Source organism: Paenibacillus physcomitrellae, from assembly GCF_002240225.1.
Classification (GTDB): domain Bacteria; phylum Bacillota; class Bacilli; order Paenibacillales; family Paenibacillaceae; genus Fontibacillus; species Fontibacillus physcomitrellae.
This window is the reverse complement of sequence record NZ_CP022584.1, coordinates 1,894,753-1,915,193: the sequence shown is the minus strand read 5'-3', so window position 1 is coordinate 1,915,193 and position 20,441 is coordinate 1,894,753. Positions and strand designations below refer to the sequence as shown.

At 50.6% G+C, this 20,441-nt stretch carries 17 protein-coding genes; 14 read left to right on the top strand and 3 right to left on the bottom strand.

The window, feature by feature from the left end; genetic code table 11:
- Nucleotides 1-195 precede the first annotated feature (195 nt).
- From CBE73_RS08635 to CBE73_RS08600, 8 genes are all read left to right on the top strand, one after another.
- Nucleotides 196-2,373: a RelA/SpoT family protein gene (locus CBE73_RS08635; protein ID WP_094093895.1), complete on the top strand. Its 2,178-nt coding sequence runs from the start codon at nt 196-198 to the stop codon at nt 2,371-2,373.
- Nucleotides 2,374-2,394: 21 nt separating this feature from the next.
- Entirely contained in the window at nt 2,395-2,841 is a 447-nt protein-coding gene (gene dtd / locus CBE73_RS08630) for a D-aminoacyl-tRNA deacylase (protein ID WP_094093894.1), read from the top strand.
- Nucleotides 2,842-2,953: 112 nt separating this feature from the next.
- Nucleotides 2,954-3,124, top strand: coding sequence for a hypothetical protein (locus CBE73_RS21900; protein ID WP_157739464.1), 171 nt, complete (start codon nt 2,954-2,956; stop codon nt 3,122-3,124).
- A 223-nt stretch (nt 3,125-3,347) separates the two neighbouring features.
- The gene (locus tag CBE73_RS08620) at nt 3,348-3,854 is read left to right on the top strand and encodes a type 1 glutamine amidotransferase domain-containing protein (protein ID WP_094093892.1); all 507 of its coding nucleotides are present in this window, start codon (nt 3,348-3,350) and stop codon (nt 3,852-3,854) included.
- A 33-nt stretch (nt 3,855-3,887) separates the two neighbouring features.
- Nucleotides 3,888-4,346 (top strand): hypothetical protein, encoded by a 459-nt coding sequence (locus tag CBE73_RS08615; protein ID WP_094093891.1) that lies wholly within the window; start codon nt 3,888-3,890, stop codon nt 4,344-4,346.
- 594 nt (nt 4,347-4,940) lie between these two features.
- Nucleotides 4,941-6,185, top strand: a complete 1,245-nt coding sequence (hisS, locus tag CBE73_RS08610; RefSeq protein ID WP_094093890.1) for a histidine--tRNA ligase — start codon at nt 4,941-4,943, stop codon at nt 6,183-6,185.
- Nucleotides 6,186-6,290: 105 nt separating this feature from the next.
- Nucleotides 6,291-8,087 (top strand): aspartate--tRNA ligase, encoded by a 1,797-nt coding sequence (aspS, locus tag CBE73_RS08605; protein WP_094093889.1) that lies wholly within the window; start codon nt 6,291-6,293, stop codon nt 8,085-8,087.
- Between the two features lie 36 nt (nt 8,088-8,123).
- Nucleotides 8,124-8,891, top strand: coding sequence for a tRNA threonylcarbamoyladenosine dehydratase (locus CBE73_RS08600; RefSeq protein ID WP_068697137.1), 768 nt, complete (start codon nt 8,124-8,126; stop codon nt 8,889-8,891).
- A gap of 220 nt (nt 8,892-9,111) precedes the next feature.
- Here CBE73_RS08600 and CBE73_RS08595 read toward each other — a convergent pair whose 3' ends face one another.
- Nucleotides 9,112-9,597, bottom strand: a complete 486-nt coding sequence (locus CBE73_RS08595; RefSeq protein WP_094093888.1) for a hypothetical protein — start codon at nt 9,595-9,597, stop codon at nt 9,112-9,114.
- Nucleotides 9,598-9,846: 249 nt separating this feature from the next.
- Between CBE73_RS08595 and CBE73_RS08590 the strand changes: the two genes are divergently transcribed.
- Nucleotides 9,847-12,039 carry a HelD family protein gene (locus tag CBE73_RS08590; RefSeq protein WP_094093887.1) on the top strand — a complete coding sequence of 731 codons (2,193 nt, stop codon included), beginning with the start codon at nt 9,847-9,849 and terminating at the stop codon, nt 12,037-12,039.
- Nucleotides 12,040-12,293: 254 nt separating this feature from the next.
- Here the strand turns inward: CBE73_RS08590 and CBE73_RS08585 are convergent, their stop codons facing one another.
- A complete protein-coding gene (locus tag CBE73_RS08585; RefSeq protein ID WP_068697133.1) occupies nt 12,294-12,605 on the bottom strand; it encodes a CD3324 family protein in 312 nt (103 codons plus the stop codon).
- 571 nt (nt 12,606-13,176) lie between these two features.
- Here CBE73_RS08585 and CBE73_RS08580 point away from each other — a divergent pair.
- From CBE73_RS08580 to CBE73_RS08560, 5 genes are all read left to right on the top strand, one after another.
- Nucleotides 13,177-14,493: a replication-associated recombination protein A gene (locus tag CBE73_RS08580; protein WP_094093886.1), complete on the top strand. Its 1,317-nt coding sequence runs from the start codon at nt 13,177-13,179 to the stop codon at nt 14,491-14,493.
- A gap of 15 nt (nt 14,494-14,508) precedes the next feature.
- Entirely contained in the window at nt 14,509-14,829 is a 321-nt protein-coding gene (locus CBE73_RS08575; protein WP_083180303.1) for a GNAT family N-acetyltransferase, read from the top strand.
- 609 nt (nt 14,830-15,438) lie between these two features.
- Nucleotides 15,439-16,362: an ABC transporter permease gene (locus CBE73_RS08570; RefSeq protein WP_229752688.1), complete on the top strand. Its 924-nt coding sequence runs from the start codon at nt 15,439-15,441 to the stop codon at nt 16,360-16,362.
- Nucleotides 16,363-16,377: 15 nt separating this feature from the next.
- Complete coding sequence (locus tag CBE73_RS08565; RefSeq protein WP_068700661.1) at nt 16,378-17,286, top strand: carbohydrate ABC transporter permease; 909 nt, start codon at nt 16,378-16,380, stop codon at nt 17,284-17,286.
- Between the two features lie 56 nt (nt 17,287-17,342).
- Nucleotides 17,343-19,067, top strand: coding sequence for an extracellular solute-binding protein (locus tag CBE73_RS08560; protein WP_094093884.1), 1,725 nt, complete (start codon nt 17,343-17,345; stop codon nt 19,065-19,067).
- 149 nt (nt 19,068-19,216) lie between these two features.
- On the opposite strand, the gene CBE73_RS08555 is transcribed toward CBE73_RS08560, so the two are convergent.
- Nucleotides 19,217-20,329 carry a GntR family transcriptional regulator gene (locus tag CBE73_RS08555; protein ID WP_094093883.1) on the bottom strand — a complete coding sequence of 371 codons (1,113 nt, stop codon included), beginning with the start codon at nt 20,327-20,329 and terminating at the stop codon, nt 19,217-19,219.
- Nucleotides 20,330-20,441: the final 112 nt, after the last annotated feature.

Sequence of the window (20,441 nt, the reverse complement as noted above, 5' to 3'; positions counted from 1 at the left end):
AAGAGGCATAATTATAGGAAATCATTATTTCGAGGAACCTGATGCCGGAAGAGCTATGAACAGGTTCCATTTTCATATTTCAATGGACGGAATCAACCTATTTTACGTATAAATGAACGAGGTATCATCATGCGCCGCATTGGAGCGTTCTCATGGTTGTTCATTTATGAATAGAAAGGAAACGACAACGATTCAATGGGTATACAGCGATTACTTGAAAAGGCGTCCGCCTATATCACAGAAGCTGATCTGAACCGCATCCGCGAAGCGTATGAATTCGCCGAACAAGCTCACCACGGCCAAGTCCGCAAATCGGGAGAGCCTTATATTCTTCATCCACTCGCCGTAGCGGATATTGTCGTTAATATGGGCATGGATGTGCTGTCGATTATTGCGGCTCTGCTGCATGACGTGGTAGAAGACACAACGGTTTCCCTGCAGGAGATTGAAGCTCAATTCGGCAGTGACTGCGCCATGCTGGTCGACGGTTTAACCAAGCTGGAACGCATTCGGTTCCAGTCCAAAGAAGAGCAGCAGAATGAAAACTACCGGAAGATGTTTATTGCGATGGCCCAGGATATTCGGGTTATCGTGATCAAGCTTGCGGACCGCCTGCACAATATGCGAACGCTGAAGTATCAGTCTGAAGAAAGCCAGCGCCGGATTGCCTATGAAACGCTGGAGATCTTCTGTCCCATCGCACACCGTCTCGGTATTTCCGCGATCAAGTGGGAGATGGAGGATATTGCGCTTCGTTACTTAAATCCGCAGCAGTATTACCGGATTGCCAATCTCATGCATAAGAAACGTGCGGAACGCGAAGCTTTTATCGATTCCGTTATTTCTCGTATTTCTGAGAAGCTGGACGAAATGGGTGTTGTAGCCGATCTGTCCGGCCGTCCGAAGCATATTTACAGCATCTATAAGAAGATGACAAGCAAAAACAAACAGTTTAACGAGATTTATGATCTGTTTGCTATTCGCATTATCGTTGACAATATCAAAGACTGTTATGCGACACTTGGCATCATCCATACACTGTGGAAGCCGATGCCGGGCCGCTTCAAGGACTATATCGCCATGCCGAAGGAGAATATGTATCAGTCCCTTCATACAACCGTGGTGGGTCCTAACGGCGAGCCGACGGAGGTTCAGATCCGGACCTGGGAAATGCACAAAACCGCTGAGTTCGGTATCGCGGCCCATTGGGCCTATAAAGAAGGCGGAGGAGATCCTACAGGTCCGGAAAGCAAGATGCCGTTCTTTAAAGAGATTTTGGAGCTCCAGCATGAAGCCCAGGACGCTTCGGAATTTGTCGAATCCCTGAAGATGGATTTCTTCTCTGACCTGGTATTTGTATTTACGCCGAAAGGGGAAGTTATTGAGCTTCCGATGGGTTCTGTACCGCTTGATTTCTCTTATCGTATTCATACGGAGGTCGGCAATCGGACGATCGGGGCCAAGGTTAATGGCCGGATCGTACCGCTGGATCACAGACTCAAGAACGGCGACATCGTCGAGATTTTAACTTCCAAACATTCTTATGGACCCAGCCAGGATTGGCTCAAAATCGCCCAGTCTTCCCATGCGCGGAGCAAGATCAAGCAGTGGTTCAAGAAAGAAAAACGCGAAGAAAATGTCGAAAAAGGTCGAGATTTAATCGAACGCGAATTAAAGCGCGCCGGTTACGAGCCATCTTCCTTAATGACGGATGACAAGCTGCTCGATGCGGCCCGGAAGTTTGCTTTTAACGATATTGACGATATGCTGTCAGCTATCGGTTTTGGCGGCTTAACGGCTGCCCAATGCTGTACGAAGCTGACCGAGAAGCTCCGCAAGGAGCAGGAAGAGGCGGGGCAAATTGAGCTTTCCTCCGAAGTTAAGGAAGTTAAAGCCCAGCCGGATGAGAAGAAGCACCGGCCAACCAACGGGGTTAAGGTCAAAGGTGTCGATAACCTGCTTGTCCGTTTCGCCCGCTGCTGTAATCCTGTACCAGGTGACGATATCATCGGCTATATCACCCGGGGAAGAGGCGTATCTGTCCACCGCAGAGATTGTCCGAACATCCCGGGCGGAGATGATGGGGAAGCAGCGCGTGTTATCGATGTAGAGTGGGAAGAGGCAGTTGAAGCCAACTACAGCGTTGATATTGAAATTACGGGACATGACCGCAGAGGCCTGCTGAATGAGGTGCTTCAGGCGGTGTCCGAAAGCAAAACCAATATTTCGGCTGTTTCAGGCCGGTCTGATAAAAATAAACTTGCGTTGATCCATATGACGATCCTCATTCGCAATACGGATCATTTGCAGGCCGTCGTAGAAAAGATCAAACGGGTGCAGGATGTTTATTCCGTTCACCGGATCATGCAATAAAAGCAGTAAGGAGATTGGAGCATGCGGGTACTTGTACAGCGCTGCAAGCGGGCGCAGGTAACAGTAGAAGGAGAAGTCACGGGCCGGATTGGAACCGGGTTAATGCTCCTTGTCGGCATAACTCATGACGATCAGGAGTCTGACGCCGCCTATTTGGTTGAGAAAATATCCGGGCTGCGCATTTTTGACGATGAAGACGGGAAAATGAACCTCAGCGTGCTGGACATCGGCGGCAGCATCCTGTCTGTTTCCCAATTTACGTTATATGGCGACACGCGGAAGGGCAAACGGCCGAGCTACAGCCAGGCAGCGGGCGGAGAAGCGGCTGAACCGCTGTATAATCGCTTTAATGAGCTGCTGCGGGCCAAAGGACTGACCGTGGAAACTGGCCGCTTTGGAGCCGATATGGACGTAGAACTGGTGAACTGGGGCCCGGTGACGCTTTGGGTGGAAAGTCCTCAGAAATGAATTAGAACCTCTATGCAAAACGCTATGGTCTTGGTCCTGGCGTTAACCTGCATAGAGGTTTTTTGTTTCGGGCATTCTTTAAGAGAATGAATTAGCAAAGGGGTTCGTCTCATTGCGACAATCGGATAAACCTGCAGCTTGCTGCCAGGCCGCTCTTTATTTTCCAGGAAATATCCGTGAAGCGGCTGAGCTTAGCCGTATGGCCGGGGATGGACGGGAAACGGCGCTCCAAGCAAGCAGACCGCGAAGCGGCAGCTCGAACCGGGGCAGCCGTTTATGCTGAGAGGGTAAGCAGCCTTGACCAAAGCAGTAAGACCAACAATGACTGTAGAGGAATAACCATCGAAGGCATCCAGGTTTGGGTGCCTTTTTCCCTCTTCATGCTCATGCTGGTTGCAGATTGATGCCTGTGCAGCTTGCCGAAAGTCCGGAGTTGTTAGAAAAAGGAACGGGAAGGGTAATAAAAATTGGAACGATTAACACCGCTGGAAGGGAGATCGGTAACGATGAGCAAAGTAGCGTTTTTACTCGCGAGCCAGTTTGAGGATTCCGAAATGCAAGTGCCCTACGATGAAGTGAAGCAAGCCGGACATGAGGTCGATATTATTGGCCTTAAAGCAGGCGAAACTTTAAAAGGCAAGCAAGGGAAAGCCGAATATACAACAGACAAAGCCATTACGGATGTCAAAGCAGACGATTACGATGCCGTGGTGATCCCGGGCGGTTCTTCGCCGGAAAATTTACGGCTGGATCCAAACGTACTTGAATTTGTCAAGGCGTTTGATGCCTCGAAGAAACCGGTAGCGGCGATCTGCCATGGACCACAGATTCTGGCCAGCGCAGGTTTGCTGAGAGGCAGAACGATTACTTCATATCCTCCGCTTCAGGATGATATGGTGAACGCCGGTGCTAATTTTGTCGATGAGGAAGTCGTGGTGGACAGCAACTTCATTTCCTCCCGTACTCCTAAAGATGAACCTGCGTTTGTCCGGGAACTGCTGAAGGTGCTGTGAATATACCAAAAATAAGAAAAGGAAGTGATCTTCATGTCCAGGCATATTCAAGCGTATTTTAAAACCGAAGATGACGCAGAGAGCGCAAGAACCCGTTTGATCGGGTACTCTATGGAAAATTTAGAGGTGGGCCGTCTTGAAGGCGGGCTCGGCAACGACCACGAAATTCTGATTCCGATTGCTCCAGTCGGGAACACCCCGGGGATGTATGCGGGCGGAGCGCAAACCGCTGGCGGAGTCGGCGGCGGCGTTTATACGACTCAAGGTGCGATTCCGCTTAACAACGTTAGGGATAACGAAACGGAAGCCGAGCGCGACCGGCGTGAAGACCGTCCTGAGCAGGATGATCTGGAGCTTGGCACCTATCCGCTCTCGAATGACGATTATAATGACCTTCAATATGTACTGAGCGCCCGGGTGGACGACCAGCAGTATGAGGAGGTCGTGCAGAAGCTGCGTTCGGAAGGCGCATATGTGGAACGTTTCGATTAACGTTGGCTATCGCGGCCGTACCGAATCAAGAGCTTGCCTCTTTGTAATACAACTGTAATATTAGCGCTGTTTCGTTGTAATGTTGGCTGTTTATAATAAAGGCATGACCCCCTTTTTTAATATATGCTGTTGAACCTGCTGAATGAAGCAGGTTTTTTTCTTGTTTTCTTTCTTGACTTTGCCTCTTTAGTTCCTTAAAATCTAACAATAACAGTTACATTCGATATGTCGAATTTCGACGAAGGGACAAAGTACTTCAAACCCACTTCCACAGAGAGGAATTCCGGAACCGCGGAACGTTGCATACGTTCGATGGCGGACAGGCTGGAAGAATTCCGTAGATGATTGAACGAAAGACCTCCTGGAGAACCTGCGGCGAACCTTGCAGTAGCCGTATGGCGTAGACGGGCGTTAACCGTGTTAAAGCGACTGGTTGTAGGTTTTCGGACAACCGGCCGGAATGTGGGTGGCACCACGGGTGACTAAATAATCAGGTCCCTCGTCCCTGTTGCGTTAAGCATCAGAGGCGGGGGATTTTTTATATTGTAGAAATCCAAGATTATATATTGAGACTAGAAAGTGGAGGAACTAACGATGGCTTTTCAAAAACCGACAGGCACCCAGGATCTGCTTCCGGGTACTGTAGAGAAATGGCAGTTCGTAGAGGACAAGGCACGCGATTTGTGCCGCAGATTTAATTACCGGGAAATCCGGACGCCGATTTTTGAGCAAACTTCCCTGTTCGAACGCGGCGTCGGCGAAACCACCGACATTGTCGAGAAAGAAATGTACACGTTTGAAGATAAAGGCGGCCGGAGCATGACGCTTCGTCCGGAGGGAACCGCCGGCGTGGTCCGTTCTTACGTGGAAAATAAACTGTACGGCGAACCTGATGTGAGCAAGCTCTATTACATCGGTCCGATGTTCCGTTACGAACGTCCGCAGGCCGGGCGTCAGCGCCAGTTCCACCAGTTCGGGATCGAGGCGTTTGGCGCCACGGATCCGGCGATTGATGCCGAAGTGATTTCATTGGGGTATCAGTTCTGCATCGAGCTGGGACTGAAAGGCGTCAAGGTGGAAGTGAACTCCGTCGGCAATGCCGCCGTACGGGCCGCTTACCGCGAGAAGCTGCTGGACTTCCTGCTGCCGATGAAGGACAGCTTGTGCAAGGACTGCCAGTCCCGGATTCACCGCAATCCGATGCGCGTGCTGGACTGCAAAACGGACCAGGAGAAATTCGTCAACGCGCCGTCGATCCTCGACAGCCTGGATGAGGAGTGCAGCACCCATTTTGAGCAGGTGAAAAAATACCTCGACGAAATGGGCGTTGATTACGCCGTAAATCCTCGTCTTGTTCGCGGTTTGGACTATTACACGCTGACTGCCTTCGAATATAAGGCACAAGGCATCGGCGCTATTGACACTGTGGGCGGCGGCGGCCGCTACAACGGCCTCGTCGGCGAAGTCGGCGGTCCGGACCAGCCGGGCATCGGGCTTGGCATCGGTCTGGAGCGGATTCAGCTCATCCTGGAGAACCAAGGCGTGGAAGTGCCGGCGGTCAAGCCGCTGGACGTCTACCTGGTAGCGCTGGGCGAAGCGGCCGAGCAGGAGATCACCAAGCAGCTGTTCAAGCTGCGCCAGGCCGGTTTCTCAGCGGAACGCGATTATCTGGGCCGGAAGATGAAAGCCCAAATGAAATCGGCGGACCGGATGCAGGCGCGCTACACGGCGATTCTTGGCGACGACGAGCTGTCGCGCGGCGAAATCGCGCTCAAGTCGATGGAGAACGGCGAGCAGAAGACGGTGAAGCTGTCCGAACTAGCTGATGAGCTGAAATAAATCGTGATCAATGAAGCAATGAAGCAATGAAGCGATGAAGCAAGGCAGATGATACATGTTAATTTTTTTAGATCAACCAAATTTATATAAAAGGGAGTTAATTGTATGTCTAAGACAAGGACACATCATTGCGGCCAGATCACTGAGGCCCAAATCGGAGAAACGGTAACGCTGAACGGCTGGGTGCAGACCCGCCGCGACTTGGGGGGCGTACTGTTCATCGACCTGCGCGACCGCAGCGGCATCGTGCAGATCGTTTTTAACCCGGCTTATTCTGGAGAAGCTTTGACCATTGCGGACCGTGCGCGCAGCGAATACGTGTTGTCCGTTACCGGTAAAGTCGTGAAACGCAGTCCGGAAACCGTCAACCCAAATCTGCCTACTGGCGAGGTGGAAGTGCAAATTACGGAAATCGAAGTGCTGAACACGGCTAAAACGCCTCCGTTCTTCATTGAGGACGGCATTGAGGTCGACGAATCGCTTCGTCTGAAATATCGTTACCTGGACCTGCGCCGTCCGGAAATGCAAAATACACTTCGGCTGCGCTCCAAAGCTTCGAAGATTTTCCGCGACTTCCTGGACGAGCAAGGATTTTTTGAAGTCGAAACGCCGATTTTGACGAAGAGCTCCCCGGAAGGCGCACGCGACTATCTGGTGCCTAGCCGGGTGCATGAAGGCGAATTTTTCGCCCTGCCGCAATCTCCGCAGCTGTACAAACAGCTTCTGATGGTCAGCGGCATTGAACGTTATTTCCAGATCGCCCGCTGCTTCCGCGACGAAGACCTGCGCGCCGACCGCCAGCCGGAGTTCACCCAGGTCGACCTGGAGACCTCCTTCCTGAGCCAGGACGAGCTGCTGGGCATGATGGAGCAGCTGATGGCCCGCCTGTTCAAAGAAACGATCAACGTGGACATTCCATTGCCGTTCCAGCGCTTGACTTATGCTGACGCGATGGACAAATACGGTTCTGACAAGCCTGACCTGCGTTTTGGCATGGAGCTTATCCAAGTCAGCGACCTCGTGGCAAGCAGCGGCGTGAAGGTGTTTGCATCCGTGATTGAAAAAGGCGGCGAGGTCAAAGTGCTGAACGCCAAAGGCTGCGGCATCTGGAGCCGGAAAGAGATCGACGACCTGGGTCCATTTGCAGCCCGCTACGGTGCCAAAGGCCTGGCCTGGATTCAAGTCAAAGAAGGCGAATTCAAAGGCCCGATCGTGAAATTCTTTACGCCTGAAGAAATCGAAGCCCTTAAAGCACGCACCGGCGCCGAAGAAGGCGACCTGCTGCTCTTCTCCGCCGACACGAAAAAAGTCGTAGCCGACGTGCTTGGCGCACTCCGTCTCAAAATCGGCAAACAGCTTGGCCTGATCAACGAAAACGAGTTCAAATTTGCCTGGGTAGTAGATTTCCCGCTGCTCGAGTGGGATGAAGAAGCCAAACGTTATGTAGCGCTGCATCATCCGTTTACGCGTCCACGCGAAGAGGATCTGCATCTGCTCGATACGAACCCTGACCAGGTTCTGGCACAAGCCTATGACATCGTGCTTAACGGCTATGAAGTGGGCGGCGGTTCCATGCGGATCTACAAACGCGACATTCAGGAAAAAATGTTCGCAGCCCTCGGCTTATCGCAAGAGGAAGCGAAAGACAAATTCGGCTATCTGCTCGACGCCTTCGAATACGGCACGCCTCCGCACGGCGGCATGGCGTTTGGCCTTGACCGTCTGGTAATGCTGCTGTCCGGACGCACGAACCTGCGTGAAACGATTGCATTCCCGAAAACGGCAAGCGCCACCGACCTGATGATGAACGCGCCGTCCGAAGTCGATCAATCCCAGCTTGAACAGCTGCACATCAAATTGGCGCCAACGGTGAAGAAAACCGCTGAAGAAGCCAAGGCGTAAGCAAGCTGGATCGGAAAAAGGAGGAACATCATCACCATGCGCAACCAATTTTCAAGAACGGAGCTGGCTATTGGCGCCGAAGGCATTGAGGTCATGCGAAACAGCACCGTCGCCGTACTCGGCGTCGGCGGCGTCGGCTCTATGGCCGTCGAAGCGCTGGCCCGTGGCGGGATTGGCCGGATCATTATGATTGATAAGGACACGGTTGACATCACCAACGTCAACCGGCAGATCCCGGCGCTCACCACTACGGTCGGCCAGAAGAAAGCCGACGTTATGCTAGACAGGGTGAAGCAGATCAATCCCGACTGCGATGCGATTGCTTTGAATATGTTCTATACGGAGGAAACGTACGAGCAGCTGTTTGAGCTGAAACCGGATTATATCATCGACGCCTCCGACACGATTGTGTACAAAATCCATTTGATCAAGGAATGCCTGAAACGGAACATTCCGCTGATCTCCAGCATGGGCGCGGCGAACCGGATGGACCCGACCAAATTCCTTGTTGCGGATATTTCCAAGACGCATACGGACCCGATGGCCCGTGTCATCCGCAACAAGCTGCGGAAAGAGGAAGGCATCAAAAAAGGCGTTAAGGTCGTCTTCTCGACCGAAACGCCGGTAAAGCCGCGCAAAGAGGTTACGGAGAAAATCGTGCCGGAAAACGCGCCGGAAATCCGTAAAGCGAAGCAGCCGCCGGCGAGCAACTCTTTTGTACCGCCAACCGTTGGCTTGATTATGGTCAGCGTGGTTGTAAGAGAGCTGCTGGAAGCGGCCGAAAAGAATAGAAACAAAGAATAGAAACAAAGAATAGGAACAAAACGTAGAGGAAATTAAAACACCTTCAAGGGAATGCAGCCATGTCGTAAGGCAGGGTGACTATCTTGGAGGTGTTTTTGTGTTGGCAGAGGCAGCAAACGTTGATCATGGATTTTCAGAAATGTTTATACTTATATTCAAGATTTATCCCCTTCTCAGTATTTTTTGAGCAGGCTTACTGCTTGGGCGATTGCGTGCAACTTTAGCTATAGCTCTTAATCGTTCTAGTCCAGGGATAGGTTTCGCCGCCGGTCTGGTGTTTGAAAGGGATGAGGGGGAGGTTCAGCCTGAGCGTCGTATGTTTGGGAATGCCGAACAAAGTAATGAATTCGACTTCGGCGCTAACGTCAATCGAGAGTGTTGAGGACATTCTGAAGTCATTCATTTTGAGTGGAGGCAAGGCTGAATCCTCATTTAACCCATACAGGATTTCCTGGAGGACAGCTGACTGATTGGCGGGATCGGACATTTTGGCGGCATAAAAAGGCAAGCTGCTACCCTGCGAGATAATCTTCTGCCGTTCTTGGGCACGGAATTGAACAGCCTCGGAGGCTTGTTGAATCGCGGACATCGTTGCCTGCTCCACTTGATCGCGTTTGGAAAGATAATCGCTGCACCATAAAACAACAACTGCACCTATAGCTAATAAACCAATTATAATGACGCGGGCCCTCTTGCTTATTTTCATGGCAACTTCCAACTTCCTTCTTCTTCTGGATTAAAAGTATTCGTTACTCCTTTTATGTCGTATCTGTAAATTACCTTAAGGCTGCACGAGAAGTCAATGCACGGCGAATTTAGGACAGGACGGTTGAGGGGTAAACCCGATTCATCCGGTACCTTTTTCCCCTGCCAAGTGATATAATGGATATTCTTTGGTTCAGGAGCAATTGGCCTGTCGCCATAAGACCCATACCAATCTTAGGAGGTAACTGAAATGGACGATTTTCAAAGTGCCTATCAAGAGGAAAAGGAACACCTGGACCGAACGTTGGCCACGATCGAAGCCGAACTGGCGAGATTGCGGGCGGTGCCTGTCTACACGGGCAATGATTACACGGAACAGGTGCTGGAATCGGGCAGGGAATCAGCGCGCAGAGGGCTGGCCCAGTCGGTGCAGGAGCCTTACTTCGGACGGCTGGATTTTGAAGAGAAAGACGGGAAACGAATGCCGCTCTATATCGGCAAAAACGGGGTAGGCGGCGAAGGCGAGAAGCCGATTGTCATTGACTGGCGCGCTCCGGTGGCCAGTTTGTTTTATTCTTTTACCGGAGGGGACTCGGCTTCCTATGAAGCGCCTGAAGGATTGATTGAAGGCCTTGTTTATTTAAAAAGGAACGTCATGATCCGCAAACAGATCCTCGAACGGGTGGTGGACACCTATAACCGGGATGACGGCGGCCCTGCCGTCTCGGATGAATTTTTGCTGTACCGCCTCGGGGAGAACAAGGATAACCGGCTACGCGACATCGTGTCGACGATTCAGGCCGAGCAGGACCAGATCATCCGTGCCGCCCGCAATACGGCGCTGATCATTCAGGGCGTGGCGGGAAGCGGAAAAACGACGGTGGCCCTCCACAGGCTGGCTTATCTGCTTTATCAATACAAGGAACAGATTGCGGCAGACCGGATGGTGATTTTTGCGCCAAACCGGATGTTTATCGATTATATTTCCGATGTGCTGCCGGAGCTGGGCGTGGGCGATATTCAGCAAAATACGTTCAGCGACTGGGCATCGGATGTGCTGGGGCTGGATGAAACGCCGATGGACGGGCCGGATGAGCTAGGAAAATGGTTCGAGCTCGGAAAAGGGTTCGATCAGCCGGGCGCAGGCCGCTTGGATGATCAGCTATTGCCGGGACGTTTCAAAGGTTCTATGCTATTCCGTGATCTGCTGGAGGAAACGGTCAAGCGGCTGGAGAGATATTGCCTGCCTGAGGAGGATTTTTCGCCATGGGACGGTGCGGTACTGAAGGAAACAACGATCCGTCAGTGGTTTGATGAGGAATATAAACCTTATCCGCTGGTCCGCCGGAAGGAACGGACTTTGGCGCGGATTCACCGCTGGATCGAAATGGAGCTGAAGAAAGCTCCGTCGGCGGCCGCTCTTAAGGACCGCAAGAAGAAAGCTTCCCAGCGCGAAAAAGCCTACGCCAAAAAATGGCCGGACCTGTCGCCGGCTGCCGTTTACAAAGCGTTGTTCGGCGCGAAGAAACTCGCCGGCGCGGCGGAGCCGCTGCAGGCCGAACTGGATGAACTGGCTCAGCAAATCCCGCAGCCAATCCTGAAGCAGACGTCGGGCGATTTGAAAAAGAATAAATTCCGGGAAGAAGACCTTGCCGGATTGTTATACCTGTTCGCCACACTGGATGAAATCCGCGGCGGGCAGCGGTTTGACCACGTCGTGATTGACGAGGCGCAGGATTTTTCCCCGCTGCAGGTGGCGGTGCTGGACAAATTCGTCAAAGGGCACTCCTTTACGATTCTGGGCGATTTGTCGCAGGGCATCCACTATTATCGGGGCGTACGGAAATGGGAAGAGATGCAGAGTTTGTTCGCGCCTGAAGAAACGGCTTATTTTGCGCTGACGCGCAGCTACCGGTCGACGATGGAAATCATCCTGTTCGCGAATGAAATTCTTAAACGCGGCGTCGATACCGAGCTGCTGGCCGTGCCGGTCTTCCGCAGCGCGGAGCCGGTGCGGGTGCTGAGCATCGATCTGCCGGACCGCGTGAAGTGGATTGCCGCCGCGCTTGACCGCGTCATGCAGGGGCCTTACCGGACGGCGGCGCTGCTGACAAGAACGCTGCAGGAGGCGGAAGAGCTGCACGCCGCTTTAGCAGAGCTTGGCAAGGAACTGAACCTGATCGACGGCCGCAGCAGTGAGTATCAAGGCGGGATGTCGGTGCTGCCGGCTTATTTGTCCAAAGGCCTGGAGTTCGACGCCGTCCTGGTTACTGATGTAGATAAAGAGCATTACGGCGAGCAGGACGCCAAATTGCTGTACGTCGCCTGCACCCGTGCGCTGCATGAGCTGTGGCTGCTGTCCTCCGGCGAACTACCGCCTTATGTCGCAGCAGAGGATCCGGAGATCGCTTTGACGGTGTGGCCGGAGGAGAAAAAAGCTTAGAATAAAATCTCAAAATAAAAGTTTAAAATAAAAGCCTAAAATAAAAAGCTTAACCGGACGAGATTCGAGAGGTCCGCATACTTGCATAAAAAAACTTAAGCCCTTGCGCTTCCCGTCGTGGAAAGGCAAGGGCTTAAGTATATTCGTGCGCCGCACAGGGGCCTGCTTCTCTTCGGAACCCGATTACGAAAGAGGGGGGCAGAGCTTGCGGCGCTCTATTTTTGATGAATAAAAAATTTGTCATGTGCATTGGATTATTTATGCGCGCCTACTGCGGCTGTGGCCGCCGCCCGTTGGGCTGAGCGCATTTTGGTAAGGATCTTACGGATGCTGTCGATCGACAGATGGTAGGACTCGGCGAGCTCCTCCACGTCGTTCCCCGCACAATACGAACGGTAAATTTCCTCGTTCCGACGCGCAATCAGTTTGCGCGAGCCGCTGATTTCACCCCAGAGGGCGCGTTTCTTGTCACATTTCGGAATGTAGACAAGTTCGCCTTGTATGTAATCCTGAAGTTCTTTCAGCAGCCTAGGGGGAAGCACATCCTTCCCATTTTTGTAGTTCACGTTTCATTTCCTCCTTAAAACATTGTACGGCGGTTGCAACGATTGTCTTGTTAAAAGTGGTCATGTTTACGCTTCCTCCTTTCGGTAATTTTGGAATTGGTGAAACCTTTAATGATGGATTTATTATAAATGAAATTGTATGCGGATGGTAAAGAACTTTTTTGGAAGTAATAAGGGAGGCCTTTGGGGCCTCCCGGAATAGCGGCTTCCGCTGTTAGGCGGAAACCACCTCATATGCTGTATTCAAATCGATCAACTCCTTTCCCAGCGATTTGCCCGGCCGGACACTTATTATTAACTCATATCCCCGGAGGAAAGGAAAGTGAAAGAATGTTTATAAACATTTATTGCGAAAATGGCTGCCGGGTGACTTGGAGAAAGACCGAAGGTGCTACTAAAACCGGGCTTTAGGGGAAGCGGAAGCGGAATTTGCGGACATGTATATGTTATCTCCGGAGATTTCTTTCACCCTGCGGTATGATAGAATAAGAAGGAGTATTTAGCGCGCTTTTCCATTAAAAGTTAAGGAACTCTTATTTTATAAATGCAACTTAAGGAAGTGACGGATGACATGGATTTGTTTTCTTATAGCGAGCAGCCGGAAGCCGGGATGGGTCTGTTAGCCGACCGGATGCGGCCGACAACGCTTGATGAATATATAGGACAGGAACATATTATCGGCAAAGGCAAGCTGCTGCGCCGGGCGATCGAAGCGGATCAGGTGTCCTCGATCCTGCTCTACGGGCCGCCGGGCTGCGGCAAAACGACGCTGGCGCACATCATTTCCCGGCATACGCAGGGAGAATTCGTGCGCCTGAACGCGGTGGACGCTTCCGTCAAGGACGTCCGCGAGGTGATTGAACGGGCGCAGGACGCCAAAGCGCTGTACGGCACGAAAACGATTTTGTTCCTGGACGAGGTGCATCGTTTTAACAGCGCCCGACAGGATGCTTTGCTGCCCGCCGTGGAGCGGGGCACGATTATCTTTATCGGCGCGACGACGGAGAACCCGTTCCACTATGTGAACGGGGCCTTGCTGAGCCGCTCGACGCTGTTCCAGCTGGAGGCCTTGACCAAGGAGCACTCGCTCGCCGCGATGCGGCGGGCGCTGGTGGACGAGGAGAAAGGCCTCGGCTTTATGCAGCTGCGCGTGGACGAGGAAGCGCTGCTGCATATCGCGTCCATGGCGAACGGCGATATCCGCCGCGCCTTGAACGCGCTGGAGCTGGCGGCGCTTACGACGCCGCCGGAGCAAGACGGCACCGTCCACATTACGCTGGACGTGGCCGAGGAATCGATCCGCCGCCCTATCGTCAAGGCGGATGAGTCTACGCAGTACGACGTGCTGTCTGCGTTCCACAAGAGCATCCGCGGCTCCAGCGACGCCGCGTTGTTCTGGTTTCTCTACGCCGTAGAGAAACTAGGCATGGACCCGATGGTGTTCCTGCGGCGGCTGATTGCCGCCGCCAGCGAGGACATCGGGCTTGCGAACCCGCAGGCCATGGTACAGGCGGTCAGCGCGCTCGACGCTTACCGGACCAATGGATGGCCTGAAGCCCGGCTGAACATCGCACAGGCGATTTTGTTCGCGGTGGAAAGCCCGAAATCGAATGCCGTGGTGATGGCGATTTCGCGGGCGATGGATGCGATGGACGAGCTGAAGTCGGCGGAAGTTCCGCTGCACCTGCGGGATGCCCATTACAAAGGCGCGGTGAAGCTGGGCCATGTCGGCTACCAGTACCCGCACAATTTTCCGGGGCATTATGTGAAGCAGCAGTATCTGCCGGACAAGCTGGACGGGATGAATTTCTACCAGGCTACCGAGCAGGGCAGCGAAGCGAAGATCAAACATAATCAAGAGCTGCGCCGCAGACAGGATGGGCAGTAACCGGGAAAGTAATCAATCTGGGCTGATGGCAGCCTGGTCGGGTTTTTGGGCGCATTTGGTTCGGAACCGAGGAGGATCCGCCACACGCTTTATCTGGTGGTCGGAATTTTACAGTCTTACAGCGGTCAGGGGATTGGGACCCGTCTTTTTGCAGAGATGGAGAAGTGGGCGGCCGATCACGATATTCACAGGCTGGAGCTGACGGTGATGGCCCATAACGAGCGGGCGCTGGCCTTATACCGGAAGGCAGGTTTTGAGGTCGAGGGTACCAAAAAAGATTCTATTTATGTCGATGGGCAATATGTGGACGAATTCTATATGGCGAAGCTCATTTAAACAAGCATGAATCATGGGTGAAGTGTAGGGTTCCAGGATTATGTTATCACCGCATCCCAATTCTTTCGGCTTTTACATCAAAAAGAGGTGTCCCTGAAGTAGTCCTTGGAACACCCTCCATAACCAAATAGGATATTATTCGTAAGAACCAAGGAGCCAAGCGATCTATTTTCACTTAGCTCTTTGTTTTTTTTTGCGTTCAGGGCAGCCCTATTGCGTAAATTGTAGGCAAGGGAAAGTCAAGAGTATGATATATATAAACAAGCTGAAAATGGAGCGGGATATACGTGATTATTATATCATAATAATACAAAATCAGGCGGACAAAATAAAAAAAATATAAAATATTGATTATAGTTAAAATTTGAGTTCTTTGCTATTGACAAACAACTCAATAAATCTATACTTTAATATAACAAATGAGATCGCAAAAGTAACATGTTTGGAGTGGGGTTGGAACCCCCAATTTTTTTTAAAATAAATGAAAACGCTGTCAAACTTTGCGATTTGGTGAGGGTGATTTTTTTAAAACAAATATATACCTTTATCTGTTTGTCATGCAGCACACTGTCATTAGGTATTTTTGAATAAATAAATGGGGGTATGCAAATGGTTGGTTTTAAAAGGCTGCTGAATCAACAGGGTTTTAGACTGTTTCTTATGTCTTCGCCGCTGTTGATCCTGGTATTTGTATTTTCCTACATGCCGCTTTATGGATGGATCTACAGCTTTTATGATTACAAAGCGGGCAGGGATTTGTTTTCCACTGATTTTGTCGGTCTTAAAAATTTCAAAATGATGTTTACAGACCATTACGCGGTAACCAATATTTTACGTGTCATGAAAAACACGCTCGGAATGAGCTTTCTGGGCATTGTGACCTCTGTGTTTCCTATGATCTTCGCCATACTCCTATCAGAGATAAGAAATCTGCGATTCAGAAAAACCATTCAGACATTGGTAACCATCCCAAATTTCATCAGCTGGGTTCTGGTTTATTCCATTGCTTATGCCATGTTTTCTACCAATGACGGCCTTCTAAACCGAATACTGATCAATAACGGAATCCGGGATGAAGGCATCAATTTTCTGGCATCCGGCAATCATGTATGGCTTACCATGCTGGGTTACGGAATATGGAAGGGCCTGGGCTGGGGCGCAATTATATATATTGCCGCATTGACCAATATTGACGCTGAACAGTATGAAGCGGCCAGAATTGACGGGGCGGGCCGGTTAAAAATGACTTGGCATATCACGATTCCAGGCTTGCTGCCCACCTTTTTTGTTCTTTTATTGCTGTCGATCGGCAACCTGCTGAATAACGGGATGGAGCAATATTTTGTGTTCCAAAATGCCATGAATAAAGACTCCATCGAGGTTTTGGATCTTTATGTCTACAATCAGGGAATGGTGGGATACGATTATTCTTTCGCTACCGCAGTTGGCATGCTGAAATCGGTAGTCAGCGTCATGCTGCTGTTCTTTGCAAACTTCCTGTCGAAGATCACCAGAGGGGAATCCGTCATGTAATTCTAAATGAAAGGAATGAAGGATTTGAAGTACAAATTAACAACGGGTGATTATGTTTTCAATTCTATCAATTATGTAGTCTTAACGTTATTTACTCTTACTTGTGTGATCCCGTTTTATTATCTGTTCATCAATACAATCAGCGATAATACGCTGGTGACAAAAGGTCTTATTGTCTGGCTGCCCCAAGGGATTCATTTTGCAAACTACATTCAGATCCTCAAAATCGACGGGCTGTTCAATTCCGTCCTGGTTTCAGTCGGAAGAACGGTTTTGGGAACGGTGCTGACTTTGGTAGGCACGACGTTTCTGGGCTATGCCTTTAGCAGGCCCGAATTCTGGAAAAGAAAGATATGGTACCGTTTTGTCCTGATTACCATGTATTTTAATGCAGGAATTATACCGTGGTATATCAATATGAAGAACCTGGGGCTTTTAAATAACTTTTTAGCCTATATCATCCCGTCTATTGTAGCTCCGTTTTCCCTGATTTTGTTCAAAACCTATGTAGAGAGCATTCCCTCGTCCTTGGAGGAATCGGCGGATATGGACGGAGCGGGATATATGACCAAATATGCACGGCTGATCATGCCGTTATCCAAGCCGATTGTCGCCACCCTGGCTGTATTTTCTGCAGTGGGCCAGTGGAATTCATTTACGGATACGCTGTTTTTAATGACGGATCCGAAATATTACTCCTTGCAGTATATGCTGTATCAGTATTTGAATGAGTCCAATGCGCTGGCAGATTCGCTGAGACAAGCGGCGGCAGCGGGTTCACAGGTAAATCTGGCCACGGTTTTAACGCCGACAGGCGTCAAAATGACGATATCGATGGTGGTCGTGATCCCTATTTTATGTGTCTACCCATTTTTACAAAGGTATTTTGTAAACGGTATCATGCTCGGAGCTGTTAAAGGATAACAACATATGTAATTCCCTATTTGGGAAATACAAATAAAATTTCAGGGGGTACTTAGATGATGCGGAGAAAAGTTTTGGCCTTTTTGCTTGCGGGTGTGATGCTGACCACCTTGGCGGCTTGCAGCGGCAATGCACCTAACAATGCCAATAGCTCGGGTTCGCCTAATGCTGGCACTGCAAGTACAAACAGTTCCAAAGACAATGTTGAGCTTACCGTATTAAGCTTGCCGGGCAATGAATCGGGCGTAGCGACGGGCTGGTGGGCGGAGGAGGTTAAGAAGGCTACAGGCGTAACGCTGAACTTTTTGCCTACCGGTGATCAGGGCGAACAGAAGCTGCAGGCGATGATGGCGAGCGGAAGCCTTCCGGATATCGTTGTATTCAAGGATTATAAGCAGGTGCAGAATGCAGTGGATGCTAATATGCTCGCCGCATACGATGACTATAAGGAGCTTGTCCCGAATCTTTATGCCAATGCGGCAACTTCATTGAAATATTACGCGGATAACTTGAGCGGAGGAAAAGGAAAATCTTACGGCGTTGGCACAAAGATCAAGACCGATCCTGAAACCAAAGGAGATAGCGGCCCGTTTATCCGGTACGATTTGTATAAAAAAGTTGGCGCTCCGCCAGTCAATACGCTGGATGACCTGCTGGCCGTGTTGAAGAAGATGCAGGATGCGGAACCCACGAATGCCGACGGACAGAAAGTTTACGGCTTGTCCATCTGGAAGGACTGGGACCAGTCTTATATGACCATGGGGATGTTCGCAGCGCCTTATATGGGCAGTAAAATTCCCGATGAAAAATCCCTGGTAGAAATTCATAACGTGGGTGGAGAGTCTAAGGTTGAATCCATCCTGAGTGACGACAGCGCTTATATGAACTTCTTGCATTTCCTCTATCAAGCCAATCAAATGGGGCTGCTGGACCCTGATTCCATTACGCAGCGTTTTGACGATGCCGTTGCAAAAACAACTGCAGGCCGAGTATTGTTTGCTCTTGATGGTTGGGGCACCAGCGATTTCTCTACTGTGGAAAGACAAAATCAAGGCATCGGGTTTATGCCGCTTCCGCTTGGTTACACAAGAACGCGTACGGCTTTGCAGCCGGTAGGTGTTCCGTGGACGATGTCTGTGAGTGCGTCTTCCAAGAATATTGAAAAAGCCATGGAATTTGTCAACTGGAATTATTCATTCGATGCTGCACGCACGACGGAAAATGGTCCAAAGGGCGTTACTTGGGATACCGATGCCAACGGCAAACCTGCTTTGACACAAAAATATTTTGATATCCAGCAGCATCCTGACGATGTGTTTGCTGACGGCAAAACCTATGCGAAGGGGGCTTCACCGCTGAATGCGCTTGCCTTTTGGGGCTCCAGCATTAACCCGGAAGACGGCGCTGCGGTAGGGAATGTATTTTGGGATAAATCGCCTTATGCCCCTGCCGATACCAAGCTCAGACTCGAGTGGCAAGCCGACTATGGAGCTTATGATATGAACAGCTATCTTACTAAGAACGCAGACAAAACACAAACGGAGACAGTAGCAACCTATCCTACCCTGAGCGACGATATGGTGGTTCTTTCCTCCAGAATCGGGGATGTTGTCAAGACCAACTCCTGGAAGATGGTGCTTGCCAAAAACGATGCCGAATATAATGAGCTCAAGGATAAAATGATCTCCGATGCGGATAAAATAGGGATCAATGATTTTGTGAAATGGTATACGGATGAGTACAAGAAGGCGGAGGACTTAGCAGCGGAGTATTCAGAATAAGCACGTTATTCTTGTAAATGAAAAGGAGAGCCTGACCGCTAAAGCGATCGCCGGGGGCATGGAAGAACTTCCACACCTCGGCTTTCAAAAATAGCGGCCAGGCTTCTTTCTGTTCGCAACGATTGACAGTACTTCCCTCCCGGTCTCCCTTAGGCGTTCGTCGGCCCGGTGGATGCCCTTGGCACGAGGCGCACGGGCACCGTCTTGGATACGGGCTTCGGATCGCCACTCAAAATGAGATCGGCGATCTCCTCGCCGATGGCGGCAAAATTTTGGTCGACCGTCGTAATTTGTGCACTGCCGGTTACTGCCCATTCGATGTTATCAAACCCCGTGATGTTCATTTGCGCAGGAACCTGGATAGACAGACTCCGGCAGCACATGTAGACATTGAAGGCCACCTCGTCGTTTTCGCATTCGATTGCGGTAACCCCTGATTTGTAAAGACCGTTGACGACATGCTTGAGCATATGGTAGTCGGAACTCAGGCCGATTTTCAGAAACTCGGGATTCACTTCAAGACCCCGGTCTTTCATGCACTGCGAGAAGCCTTTGAAGCGGTCGGACAAACTGGGCACTTCACTGACCGGTATCCCTGACAGATAAGCGATGTTGCGATGACCGTAGTCGATCAGATGGCTGGTCAGCTGATAGCCTCCCCCGAAATTATCGCAGACTACGCTGCTCAAGTAGCTGATATCGTGCGGTTTATCCAGAATGATGACGCTTGTTCCGTCATCCGTAAATTTTTTTAAAATATCGAGATACATTTCTTTCCCCTTCGGATACCAAATGAGGGTTTCGACATGCTGCGAATACAAGTGAAGCAGCAAGCTTCTCATCTTTTGGTCATCCGGCTCGCAGATGTGGACGGCGAGATGATAGTCATGGTTCTCGAGCCGTTTGGTCGCCGCTTCGACGATGCGGAAGATGCCTCCCTGGAACTGGGCAAATGGAAGAATCAGAGGCACGGTTTTACCCCCTGTCCGAACTTCTGCGGAAGGGGTTCCGCTTGGGGAGGGGGATTCTCCAGGCTCCGGACGGCGTACAAAACTGCCTACTCCGCGTTTACGGTAAAGCACACCTTCATTCTCCAAATCGTCAATCGCCCGTTTGGAGGTAATGCGGCTGACACCGTATTGCTCTGACAGACTTTTCTCCGTGCAGATCGGCTCGTCATAGGAAAACTGTTGATTTTCGATCCGGGAGAGAATTTCATCTTTTATGATTTGATATAATAATTTGTTCGTTTGTTTTGGCATGTTTATCTCCGATATTGTATTTTTTATTGTATTTTTGCTGGTGTAGCTACTCTTTGAAATATCCTAAGTATAACATTTTGTCAAACATGTGCCTACTGTTGATCTTACGCGT